At 51.6% G+C, this 12,375-nt stretch carries 9 protein-coding genes and 1 rRNA gene; 2 read left to right on the forward strand and 8 right to left on the reverse strand.

Going from position 1 to position 12,375, the window contains the following annotated elements:
* From EI42_RS30975 to aroC, 8 genes are all read right to left on the reverse strand, one after another.
* A 16S ribosomal RNA gene (locus EI42_RS30975) occupies nt 1–143 on the reverse strand; the annotation flags it as partial.
* 396 nt (nt 144–539) lie between these two features.
* Entirely contained in the window at nt 540–1,769 is a 1,230-nt protein-coding gene (locus tag EI42_RS30980; protein WP_111326730.1) for a hypothetical protein, read from the reverse strand.
* A gap of 123 nt (nt 1,770–1,892) precedes the next feature.
* A complete protein-coding gene (mnmE, locus tag EI42_RS30985) occupies nt 1,893–3,335 on the reverse strand; it encodes a tRNA uridine-5-carboxymethylaminomethyl(34) synthesis GTPase MnmE (protein ID WP_211326437.1) in 1,443 nt (480 codons plus the stop codon).
* Between the two features lie 133 nt (nt 3,336–3,468).
* Nucleotides 3,469–4,314, reverse strand: a complete 846-nt coding sequence (gene fdhD / locus EI42_RS30990; protein ID WP_111326732.1) for a formate dehydrogenase accessory sulfurtransferase FdhD — start codon at nt 4,312–4,314, stop codon at nt 3,469–3,471.
* 5 nt (nt 4,315–4,319) lie between these two features.
* Nucleotides 4,320–4,568, reverse strand: a complete 249-nt coding sequence (locus EI42_RS30995; RefSeq protein ID WP_111326734.1) for a hypothetical protein — start codon at nt 4,566–4,568, stop codon at nt 4,320–4,322.
* A 108-nt stretch (nt 4,569–4,676) separates the two neighbouring features.
* Nucleotides 4,677–6,281: a peptidoglycan D,D-transpeptidase FtsI family protein gene (locus EI42_RS31000; RefSeq protein ID WP_111326736.1), complete on the reverse strand. Its 1,605-nt coding sequence runs from the start codon at nt 6,279–6,281 to the stop codon at nt 4,677–4,679.
* 223 nt (nt 6,282–6,504) lie between these two features.
* Nucleotides 6,505–8,127, reverse strand: coding sequence for a penicillin-binding transpeptidase domain-containing protein (locus tag EI42_RS31005; RefSeq protein ID WP_111326738.1), 1,623 nt, complete (start codon nt 8,125–8,127; stop codon nt 6,505–6,507).
* A gap of 355 nt (nt 8,128–8,482) precedes the next feature.
* Entirely contained in the window at nt 8,483–9,634 is a 1,152-nt protein-coding gene (gene aroC, locus EI42_RS31010; protein ID WP_111326740.1) for a chorismate synthase, read from the reverse strand.
* Nucleotides 9,635–10,305: 671 nt separating this feature from the next.
* Between aroC and EI42_RS31015 the strand changes: the two genes are divergently transcribed.
* Nucleotides 10,306–11,688: a helix-turn-helix domain-containing protein gene (locus tag EI42_RS31015; protein ID WP_111326742.1), complete on the forward strand. Its 1,383-nt coding sequence runs from the start codon at nt 10,306–10,308 to the stop codon at nt 11,686–11,688.
* 202 nt (nt 11,689–11,890) lie between these two features.
* A partial coding sequence (gene moaC, locus EI42_RS31020; protein WP_111326744.1) for a cyclic pyranopterin monophosphate synthase MoaC occupies nt 11,891–12,375 on the forward strand: 485 nt, incomplete at its 3' end.

The raw sequence follows: 12,375 nt of genomic DNA on the forward strand, positions 1-12,375 counted from the left end.
GCCGGTATTCCTCACTTCGGGGTAGGTACCCACGTGTTACTCACCCGTCCGCCACTCCCTTCCACGAGGGAAGGGCGTTCGACTTGCATGTGTTAGGCACGCCGCCAGCGTTCGTCCTGAGCCAGGATCAAACTCGCCATTCAAGCGTTGTTTCTATCTCGACATATCCCCACAGGATATGCGATTATGCTTGGTTGTTGGTGTTTGATCTGCTCAATGGAACAGATCACAGAATCAACAGGAACTGACATTGCGCTCCTTCCTCTCAGAAGGAGCCTCCGTCCATGCGGTTCTGTTTTCCACTCTTCAATTGTCAAGGTACTCGCTATACTTTCGTCGTTTGCTCGGGCGGCTCCTCCGGCTTTCCCGGGTTCCTTTTGCCCTCTCTCCCGACGGCTCCCGTATTATGCCATAGGGCTATGAAGTTGTCAATAGTTTTTTTGCTATTTTTTTCAAAAATTATAAAATTTTATAAATTTCCAAAAAACGAAGCCCACCCATTTCTGCATGGGCAGGCTTGTAATGCCGTCGGAGAGTACTTAGCTTACCAATATATTCACATAATTCCCGGGGAGCGAACATCCCTTATAGAGCTGCGAGAGGAGCTGTATCTGATCGCGTACCGGTGTTTTCTTCCCTCCGCAAGTAAGTTCCAAAGTCATCGATCCCGGCGCCAGATCCTGGCGCAATGGCTTGGCCTTGCCCTGAGGGTCAGCCACCCCGATTGGCCAGATAATGCCCTGATCAAAGAAGTCTCTCCCGCTAAAGTAGAAGAACGGAACCTTATACTGCATTGCGGTCTGCACATCAACAATCAGGCCGAAGATATGCGCTTTCGCGATCTCAGACGGATCATTCTCGTTCACCCCACATCCTTTGAAGCAGGCGGTTCCTTCCACCACCCAGAGATGCTGTCCGAGCTTGCCGCTATTTATATCGACGCCAAATTGTTGCGCCCAAAAGGCGAACTGATCCCGCAGATTGTTCTCATCGGGATTATATTGCCCGTTACTCCATCCATTATGCCAGCTATCGATCAGCCCAACAGCCTGCTGTCGCCACTGCCAGTTGCTCTTAGGATGAAGCTTCTGCATCTCTGCCTGCACTTCATCCAGATAGGCGACCTGGCCATAAAGATTCTGAACATCGAATCGCGCTACCTGTGGATCAAGCGAGCCTAATAGCGTTGGGATCCCTTTCCGAAATGAGTGCATGGTGCGCTCACAGAGATCATAGAAACGGGCGAATTTAGCGGGCTCAAGATGCAGAAATGCAACACTTGGATCATTCTTCATCTGTTCATTGCCACACTGAACAGCATCGGGGAGACTACGAGCTGCGTCCCCAAGCAGCCTGGTGTCGTATAGTTTCTTGTCATCATTGCTGGTCTGGCAAACGGTCAACAGGACACGTACTTTCTGCTTATGATAATCCTCCACAAGCTTCTGTAGATAGGTTCCTTTGTTTACCTGCGTTCCACAGGTGGCGTACGGGACGCGCACCCACGGAACCTGGAAATTGACCCCACGACTTCCCTCTATACCGAGCACTTTGGCAGGATTGTTTTCCACTGGTGGAAGAATGTTCGTTTTCGGCGTTGCAGAAGGGAAAGGAAGGATTGCGGTTGGTGTTGGTGTCGGCGTCACTTGAACCGGAGGGTGAGCCGGTTCAGCGGTAAAGCGATAAGCCATAAACGCCAGCGCGATGCTGCATACAACCAACACCAGAAACACGATGGTAATCGGTTTCTTGAATATATTTCGCATCATATCAGCTCATTTCGGATAGTTTTTCGAGAAATTGACTCAACAAGAGAGCGGGGCATATCAGCTTATCAACAATCCAGACTCTTTTGAAAAGCATCCCGGGCGTCCTGACCGCCCCATCTCTCATTACTTGCCAATACAAAAATCCCTGAAGATACGATCCAGCAGGTCATCTGAAGCCGTTTCGCCGGTGATTTCTCCAAGCGCCTCATACGCCGCCCGTAAATCAATCGACACAAAGTCCAGTGGCAAATACTGTTCAAGTGATGCCTTCGATGCCTGTAAATGCTCATTGGCCCGGCGCAGCGCATCCTGATGGCGCGTATTCGTCACCAGCACGCTATCACTGTTCACGGCTCGCCCTGCCAGCACCAGTTCTGCAAGCGTCTCTTCCAGAGCATCAAGGCCCTCATTGTTGAGCGTTGATGTATGCACAATGGGCGCAAGCGGCCACAACTGTTTCAACTCATCAAGCTCGATTCGTTGATCGCGATCCGCTTTATTCACCACGATCACCACAGGGCGCTTGTGTGTCTGCTCATCAGCGCCAAACCCCATCATCTCCAGTTCGGCTGAGACACGGCGATCCTGCTCGGCAAGGGGCTCCGAACCATCAAAGACAAGCAATACAGCATCAGCACTCTCAGCGGCGGCCCGGCTTCTCTGCACCCCTATCTGTTCAACGGGATCATCGGTCGGCGTAATCCCGGCTGTATCAATCAAATGCAGCGGAATACCACGCAGGTTCGCCACCTCTTCAACAGTATCACGTGTGGTACCGGCAATAGGAGTCACAATCGCCCGTTCAGTACGAAGCAGGGCATTCAACAGGCTCGATTTTCCTACATTTGGCCGCCCGATAATGGCTGTCCGTAAGCCCTGGCGAAACAATTTTCCCTGTTCCGCACCAGCCAGTAGCCGTTGAATCTGCTCAAGAGCTGTCACAATCGGGGGCGAGAGTTCCTCGGCCTCGGGTGTTGGCACATCCTCTTCGGGAAAATCAATACTGGCTTCGATCTGTGCAATCACACCCAGAATGGTATGTCGTATCTCCTGAACCTGATCGGAGAGCCTTCCGCGCAACTGTTGCAGCGCGAGTCGTTGCCCTGCCTCGGTTTGTGCGTCGATCAGATCCATGACAGCTTCAGCCTGAGATAGATCAAGGCGACCATTCAAGAACGCCCGCATTGTGAACTCACCGGGCTCGGCCATTCGTGCGCCACACGCCAGCACGGCGCGCAGAATCCGACGCAGCACCAATGGGCCACCATGCCCTTGAATCTCAACAACATCTTCACAGGTATAGGTATGGGGAGCCCGCATGAAGGCGACAAGCACTTCGTCCAGCACTTCTCGGGTCTCTGGATCAATTACCAGTCTATATGTGAGCCGATGGGATGGAGGCACAGGAGGGAGTTCATCGGGTTTTCCAGGGCGCCGCACCAATGAGGAGACAACGGTGAACGCCTCTGGCCCGCTTACCCTGATCACACCAATACCGCCCACCCCTGGCGGGGTAGCTATAGCAGCAATAGTATCGTTTCTCATGACCGGATTATACAGTACCAACTAAGGAAGAACAAGAGCGCGTCTTCTGTCTGTCCATGCCTTAAAATAGACCTGCTCAGGCCATCTTATCCCCTCAATTCAATCTCTCCACCGCCCTATTTTCCCATTCTCGATAGGAGAAGTAACAAGAAGATCATCTCTCCAGAAGACGTTCAGGATGGGCATAAACATTCATGGAGCGACCACGCAGAAAGCCGATCAGGGTTATATTGGCCTGTTGCGCCAGCTCAACCGCCAGACTCGATGGAGCAGAGATTGCTGCCACACAGGGAATGCGAGCCTTCAGCGCTTTCTGTAGGATCTCGAACGATGTGCGCCCGCTCACAAGTAAGATTGAGCGCTCAAAAGGAAACTGCTGATGCAACAGGCCATAGCCTATCAGCTTATCTACTGCGTTATGTCTACCCACATCCTCACGCAGCAAGAGCGGATCGCCATCCAGCGAGAAAAGCCCCGCTGCATGCAGTGAACCGGTATGACTGAATACTGCCTGCTGCTCACGCAAGAGATCAGGCAGACGATAGAGGACGGTCGTGGAGATGCGCACCCGATCGCTTGCAAGGGGAGGTACATCTTGAACCAGATCGGCAATGCTGTTCTTGCCACAGAGGCCACAACTGGAAGAAACAGCAAAGCGGCGCTCACCACCGGGCCGTGCAGGAGTGATACCGGGTTGCAACCGCACATCAACCACGTTGGGCTGAGGAAGCCCATCAGCATCAACAGCGGCCTGGATCTCTGCAATCGCAGATGGAGCATGAAGCACACCTTCTGTAAAGAGAAAGCCAGCAGCCAGCTCGGCATCATGACCCGGAGTGCGCATAATCACAGCCAGACTCTCACCGTTGACACGCACCTCGAATGGCTCCTCAACTGCCAGCATATCTTCACGTTCCTGCATCGTTGCTTCCTGCCAGTGGGTCACGGTCCCTCTAGCCACTCGCAACGGGTCTTGCGGTGAGCGCCACAAACCATTCATTGCTCTTATCTCCATTTTTCTGAAGGTATCTGGTGCTCGGCTGTCTGCCGATTGAGCGGGAGCTTCTGCCGCTTAAAGTAATACTTGCATGCTCCCGGGCGAATGGGATCGGGTGGTTCAATCGCAACCAGCCCCCAACCAGTCTTCTCCAACCAGCACCAGGCGTCATACTCATCATCAAAATCGCGTACAACGTCTCCCGCAATGGTAAAAACCATACTGCCGAGAAGATAACGGTGTTCCCAATAGACCATATTGTATACGCGCCCTTTCGTAATCACAAGCCAGCATACAAGAACTGCTTTCCTTGAAAAAAACGTGACCTACAGGGCAATATAGCATACAGCCAGGGCCTGCTTCAGCTATCCCTGAAGCAGGCCAGTACGTGTACAATAGTTGGCATCTACCGGTTCTGGCTCCTGAGCCTGCATCAGCTTCTGAGAAAAAATCTGATCATACATGGATGCAATCATCGGGCCGACAGTCGAACCGCCCTCTCCACCGTTCTCTTTCATTGCCACAATGGTCAGCGCGGGCAATTGCGAGGGCCGCTTGAGCGAATATGGTGCTGAGGTCATCATCCAGGAGTGAGCCGGCACACTACCATCATCGGAAACCTGAGCCGTGCCAGTCTTGCCAATGATTCCCCACTTTGACGAATGCATTGGCGGGATCAGTAGGCCAGAGCCGCACTGTATGACGCCTACCTGCGCCTGACGCACCAGAGTTGCCGTCTGCTCGCTCACCTTCTGCCCCAATGAGGTCGGTGAATTTGATGTGACTGCTGCACCGCTCGGGTCTACAATCTTCGAGATTACATATGGACGCATCAACGTTCCATTATTGGCAACCGCATTTTGAATCAGCGCTATCTGCAACGGCGACATCTGGTCGTATCCCTGCCCAAATGCATTCGCCGCCAGCTCGCTCAATTTCAACGTCTTCTGATCCTGCTTCATCACTGAACTGGACGCGACAGGCAGATCAAAGGGAATCGTATCGCCAACATAGAAGCGCTTGTTGTATTCGAGCCAGGTATCCAGACCGGTCTTCACTCCAAGCTGCGCGAAAATGATGTTATCAGAATGCGCATATCCATACTCGGTATTGACCGGGAACTGTTCCGTGTAGTCTTCAATATTGTTACCAGAGGGACCAAATCGCACCCCATCGATCACAACCGGCCCAATAGCGTGCTTCTCATCAAACTGATCATGCAGTGTTACTTTCCCGGAATCGAGCCCGGCAAGCAGAGTCATAGTCTTATAGGTGGAACCAGGGCTATAGAGAAACTGTGTCGGGCGCCAGGACAAAGGATGATCCTTTCGCTGCGTCAGTTCCTCATAGTAGGAAAAATCACCGCTTGCCAGCGTATCAACCAGCCTGTTCGGATCGTAGCTCGGGCGGCTTACCATCGCCAGCACTTCCCCGGTTTGTGGATTCATTACAACGACAGCGCCGCGATCCGTCTTAAACGTGTTCTTGTTATCAATTGAAACCGGCTGATCAAAGAGCTTATTGACCAGCCTTTGTATGCGTACATCGATCGTCAAATAGATATCGCTTCCGACAGGAGGCCGATGCAACAGCTTATTGACAGTATTATCAAGCGTCGTCATTCCTACCTGGCCGGTTAAATACTTATTGTACTGATTCTCAATTCCCGTCACAGAAAAGAGTGGGCTGACATAGTACCCGATCAGTCCGGCAAGCGAGGGCTCGTAATAGACCCGCAACCCACCACACCCCTTCTTTGACGGTTTGGTTTCAGCCAGTAACACCCCATTCCGATCAAAAATACGGCCACGCTGCGGCGCATTATCCGGGAGGCAGGGACGATTGTTGCGCGGATTCGAGAGCACCTGCTGCGCTACCACCACCTGCCAGTACACCAGCCCGGCAGAAAGGGCCACAAAGAAGGCAAGAAAAAGAGATGCCAGGCGCAACGCATTCTTTCGGATATTCATTCAGTGCCTCCCCTCATCACAAAATAGCTTTCTTCTCTCTCTTCTATATTCGCAGAACAGGTTCGTCTGGTTGTACTCCCAATGAAAAGAGCTCTTTCCTTTTCAGCGTACCAGATTTCAGCCAGATACATTCCATTGTAACAGCGCAATACGGCAATAGAACAGGAGGAAAAGAACAGGGACCTCCCACTTCCTGGAAGATCCCTGTATGTGTTTCGTGCTGTTAGCAGCCTGGTCCCTGTTGCAACAGCTTTGCATCACAGCAGTAGGTTGGCGGGGTAGCAGGCGGCTGCTCTACCTTGACCAGATTGTTTGAAAAGATCTCATTGTAGATGTTCGTTATCATCGGGCCAAGCGACTTACCGGCTTCGCCACCATTCTCACGAATGGCCACAATGGTAAGTGCGGGCTTCTTCTCGGGGTTATTCAAAGAGAAGGGAGCCTGCGTCATCAACCAGCTATGGGCCAGCTTATCGCCACCAAGCTCAGCCGTACCGGTTTTGGCCCCGATACCCCACGGGGAAGTAGGCAGCGCAACTCCATTTTCCAGACCGGAGCCGCAATTGACCACACCGAACATCGCTCTGCGCGTATCCATCGCTGCCTGTTTACTCACCTGGGGCCCATCCCAGGTCTGCGGAGAGAACTCTTTCAAGACCGCGCCATCATGTGTCTTGATCTTTGAAAGCAGAGCCGGGCGCATCAACTGCCCATTGTTCGCAGCAATATTATTGATCAGCTCGATCTGGAATGGCGTCACGAAGTCAACACCCTGGCCGAAGGCTCCATCAACCATTGTATTGGTATCGAGCGTGCCATCTGCCTTTGTAACCCGGCTGGTTGCAACCTTGAGGCCATCAATATCATACGAGGTGCCGACCTTAAACTTCTTGTTATACTCAAGCCACTTATCAACACCCATATCCTCGCCTAGCTTCGCGAAGAGAATATTATCCGAGTGGGCATAGCCATAATGCGTGGAGACATTAAAGTTATGGGTATAGCCCTGAATATTACTCATGGCAGGGGTAAACTGGTGATCGCCAATCACAACCGGACCAACCGTATATTTTGGCGGATAGACCCGTTCCAGTTCAGTCGTTCCCGAGTCGATCGCCGCCAGGAGTGTCATCGTCTTATAGGTTGAACCGGGAGTATACTGACCATAGAGTGGACGATAGATCAACGGCTGATCGGGGTCTTTGGTGAGCTGTTGATAGTAGGATTCATCTCCGTGAGAAAGCGTTTGCACCAGCTTATTGGGATCGTAGCTCGGGCGACTGACCATAGCCAGGACCTCACCAGTGCTTGGATCGTTGACAATGACAGCCCCACGATTGGTGGCGGCCACATTATCTGGATCGTTGACGAGCAAGGGATCATCAAAATGCTTATCAACAATACGCTGTATGCGGACATCAATCGTCAGGTAGATGTCATTTCCCATGGGCTGACGATGCAACAACTTATTCATGTGATTATCCAGAGCGCTCATCCCGACTCGTCCCATCAGATAATCATCGAAGGTCTTCTCAAGGCCGGTTGTGAGATAGTTCGGTCCTGGATAATAACCGATCAGGCCAGCAAGTGACGGCTCATAGTAATGGCGAACATATCCGCCGCATACCTTTGGATCTGGCTTTGATTCGGCCAGCACCACCCCGTTACGATCCAGAATGCGGCCTCGCAACGGTACATTTGTGGTCAGACAGCGGCGCTGATTACGCGGATTCGCAGTCACCTTTTCGGCGGCGTACACCTGCCAGTAGACCAACCCCGCGCTCATCGCCAGAAACAGGGCGACAAAGACAAACATCAAACGGCGAATGCCAGATTTTGTGGTCATAGGTGATCCCTCGCGTCCTTACTTATGTGGTTTTTACCCTGGGTGACGCCGGCATAGTGCGGCGTTTTCTCTTTATCTATTTCTTTTCTACGCTCATTCAGGATAGAAGGTGTGGGTTTACTCTGCTTTATAGAACGAATAAAGATGCGGTAATGCCACTGAAAAAGCAAACGTACTCGCCTATCTTCTGCGTAATAAGTCAAATTGAGACATACTTATACAGGTTACCATATACAACAGGTACCTTCTCAGCTTGAATGTATACCATTATTGCTCAGAAATAGCAAGGAAGTAGCACAGGGAGGGGATAAGAGCAGGGGCCGGTCGGGACGCCATGCGGCGTCCCCTCCTGCTCTCAGGCGCGCGCATGCCTGAGCATTTCGTCCATACTATCGCCGCCATACTTCTCAAGTAGCGCTTCGGTCAGTACCACCGCCATCATCGCTTCACCGACAACTCCGGCTGCAGGGACAACACAGACATCGCTTCGCTCATAGCGGCTCTGATCAATATTTTCACCGCTCGCAATATCAACTGATGGCAACGGATGCGCCAGAGTGGGAATAGGCTTAACACCAACACGCACCACAATTGGCTCACCATTCGAGATACCGCCCTCAATACCACCTGCGTTGTTCGTCAGATGATACCAGCTTCCATCTTCCCGGTGTCGCAAGACGTCATGGACATGAGAGCCAGTCGTTCGTGTGGCACCAAAGCCAGCACCAATCTCAACCCCTTTCGCAGATGGAATGCTCATCATCGCCATTGCCAGGCGAGTACTCAAGCGACGGTCCCATTGACTGAAGCTGCCCAGGCCGATGGGCACACCGAACGCCACGACCTCAAACACGCCGCCACAAGTATCACCGTGTCGCTTTGCTTCCAGAATACGTGCAATCATTTTCTCAGTCAGGGCGGCATCAGCACAACGCATTGGCGAGTTCTCTACTGCCTCCCACATCTCCTCGGGGTATGCGTCGGGCGTCATCGGACGCGGCTCCTCATAGCCTACTTCAACCACCGAGAGCACGTGACTATGGATCGTGATACCAAACTGCTGCAAGAACTGGCGGCAGAGTCCTCCCACAGCGACGCGGGCAGCCGTTTCGCGTGAGCTAGAACGCTCAATCACATTCCGAACATCGCTGTGACCATATTTGATCGCACCCGTGAAGTCAGCATGGCCGGGACGAACACGGGTCACGGGCTCCATCTCTACATCAACCGGAGCCGGGTTCATTCGCTCTTCCCAGTTAACCCAGTCACGGTTCTCGATCTGCATGGTAATAGGAGAGCCGAGCGTCTTTCCATGTCGTACTCCGGAGAGAAAGCGCACCTCATCCTTTTCAATCTTCATACGGCCACCACGTCCATAGCCACCCTGCCGCCGCCGCAAATCAGCATCAATCAGCACCTTTTCAACAGTCAACCCTGCGGGCAGCCCCTCCACAATAATGGTCAGGCCGGGACCATGAGACTCACCAGCAGTCAAGAATCGAAACATTGGCTTTTTTCTCCTTGTCAAATATTCCTGATAAGAGCATTCAATGAAATCACCTTATTATATCCTGTTTATTCTCCTCAATGCACCGTACCAGGATTCTTATCAAGCCTATCTTGATTGGTCACTTTGTTGTAGAATACAATGCGTCTGAGGGAAGAATGCTATTCTAACGAGCAGGCAGGCTATATAGAGTTTTCATAGATAAACAGTTTATCTTCCCATATTGATAGACGAAAAAGGGTATGGAGGCGCGTTTTCTACATAGCTAAGAATGCGCTGGAAAACCTGCTCGATAGGGAATGCCAGAATATCTGGCGCCTTTCAGCTATAATAGAGCCCATACGAAGGGAGGTCGGTCTTTTCTCCTTCCCGTCGCTCTATTCGCTCTTTAAAAGCTTGAAAAACAGCTACTTTGCAGCAAAGAATCAGGCTTCCTTTTTCGTGCAAAGCGTTGCTTACACGGCCAGTAGTACATCTACACACTCTATACTCTACAGAGAGAGCGAAGAAACCACTTTACTTGTAACACAAGCAAGATTTTACAAGTATCTTTATAACATTTATTGCACTAACATATTGACAGAAAACATATGTGTATTTTACAATACATTTGACCGTTTATTTTGTGTATTTATTGACATGCATTTTCAAGTACTATGTAGGAGGCGATAATGTCCCCTGAACCATCGTCTAGCAAAATTGGAAAATCAGTGGGGGAAAAGCTACGAGCAGCAAGGATTGCTCAGCATTTAACGCAAAGTCAACTGGCCACGCCTGACTTCTCTGTCAGTTACATTTCTGCTATAGAGCGTGGACAAATTCATCCATCCCTCCGTGCGCTGGAGATTCTGGCACAACGGCTAGGATTGTCATCCACGCAGCTCCTGCCCGCACGCAATCAGGTCGATGATCGACTGAATGGCCCACTGGGCATTGCAGAGCGTGATGATGATGAAATTGATCTGGCCTTTCTGGAAATTCAAGTCCTCATCCGCGAACACTCCATCGAGCAGGCCCTGGAACAGCTCGGCAAGATCCCCCAGAAACGACTGAAGCGACACCAGATTCTACAGTACCAGTATCTCTACGGTTGGGCCCAACTCAGGGCAGCACACTATCAGGAAAGCGAATACGCCCTCATTGAAGCCCTACAGATCGCCAAAGAGCTGAATGATCAGTTCCTTACGCTCCGCATCCTGCATCTTCTGGCACAAACCTATCTGGGAATGCGTAACCATACACAGGCACTCCTCTCCTATCAGCGTTGCCTCCATACGCTTGAGACGTCGGAGCAGCATGATCCTTTTTTCGCCGCACAATTATATATGCAGATTGGGCAATATTATACCCAGCAGGCTCAGCACAATCTGCATAATCAACAGGAGCATCTGGAACAGGCTATTACCCACTTCTATAAAGCGCTGGAAACCTGCGACATCTACTCAACCCCGGAAACCATTCAAGCTGCATATCTGGAACAGGTTCGACATTACTGCAATATCGATGAATTGGAGCTTGCAATCCAGTATGCGTATAAATGTCGCTATCTTGCGGACGCTACCCGTCTCAAGACACAACGGAGTGAACTCTATCACTACCTGGGAGCAGTCACCCTGAAACAGGATGCCAGTGAGGCCCGCACCTTCCTGGATACAGCACTCCAGCAGGCCAGCAAACTACAGGAAACTGACCCGCTTGCACTGGCAAGCCTCTACACAACCAACGCCTCCTGGTACTATGCCCATCAGCAGCTCGATGAAGCCACCACCTACGCCACGAAAGCCGAAGAACTCGCCGCACCTTTTGGTGATACACTCATCAGCGCAGAGATGCATATTGTGCTCGGACGCATCTACTACGCTCGGGGAGAGGCCGAGCAGGGAGATCGCCACTTCGTCACCGGCCTGGAAATGCTTGAGAAACTGGGCCACCATGAAGAGCTTGCCGACGAAGCTGTACAATACGCACAGCTTCTTGAGGAGCATGGGAAGGCACACGAAGCATTTACCTATTTCCGAAGGGCGTTCCAGAGCCGACAAAAGCTTGCAAAATAAGGTTCGCCCTGTGACCGACCGCTATACAGTCCTTTCCTGATACAAAAGGTAGGGGCATTTCTGGTAATGCCAGTGCATGCAAGAGGGAGCAACACGCTGCAACAGGCACGATCCTTTCGTCTCAGAAATGCCCTGGTAGTTCCTCCTCGTCATGCCTCACCTTCTGATGGTATACTCCTTGCCATAGGAGGATTTATGTCGTATGTCTTCATCTGAAAAACACGAAGCACAACAGCTTACCCATCTCGATGAACAGGGTAATATTCATATGGTCGATGTGACCGACCGCCAGGAGACGCTGCGTGAGGCGATTGCGCATGCCCGTGTCCGCATGCGTCCTGAAACCGTCAAGCTGATTGCGGAGAATCAAATTGCCAAGGGGAGTGTGCTGGAAGTCGCAAAGATCGCCGGGATTATGGCCGCAAAAAAGACGCCTGACCTGATCCCGCTCTGCCATCCGCTCCCTATGACGCATATTCAACTTCACTTTGTCCTCGATAGCACAAAGGGCTGGATCTCGATTGAGGGACGAACGCGCACGACCTATAAAACCGGGGTAGATGTTGAGGCGCTCACAGCCGTAACCGTTGCTGCGCTGACCATCTATGATATGTGTAAAGGAGTCGACACGACTATCACGCTGGAACAGGCCTATATCGCGCAGAAAAGCGGAGGGAAGAGCGGTAC

The sequence above is a fragment of the Thermosporothrix hazakensis genome, from assembly GCF_003253565.1.
GTDB classification, from domain to species: Bacteria; Chloroflexota; Ktedonobacteria; order Ktedonobacterales; family Ktedonobacteraceae; genus Thermosporothrix; species Thermosporothrix hazakensis.

Bases quoted from the DNA above. Each gene is read 5' to 3' on its own strand.
- EI42_RS30980 (WP_111326730.1), bottom strand. From the start codon at position 1,769: ATGATGCGAAATATATTCAAGAAACCGATTACCATCGTGTTTCTGGTG.
- fdhD (WP_111326732.1), bottom strand. From the start codon at position 4,314: ATGAATGGTTTGTGGCGCTCACCGCAAGACCCGTTGCGAGTGGCTAGA.
- EI42_RS30995 (WP_111326734.1), bottom strand. From the start codon at position 4,568: ATGGTCTATTGGGAACACCGTTATCTTCTCGGCAGTATGGTTTTTACC.
- EI42_RS31000 (WP_111326736.1), bottom strand. From the start codon at position 6,281: ATGAATATCCGAAAGAATGCGTTGCGCCTGGCATCTCTTTTTCTTGCC.
- EI42_RS31005 (WP_111326738.1), bottom strand. From the start codon at position 8,127: ATGACCACAAAATCTGGCATTCGCCGTTTGATGTTTGTCTTTGTCGCC.
- aroC (WP_111326740.1), bottom strand. From the start codon at position 9,634: ATGTTTCGATTCTTGACTGCTGGTGAGTCTCATGGTCCCGGCCTGACC.
- EI42_RS31015 (WP_111326742.1), top strand. From the start codon at position 10,306: ATGTCCCCTGAACCATCGTCTAGCAAAATTGGAAAATCAGTGGGGGAA.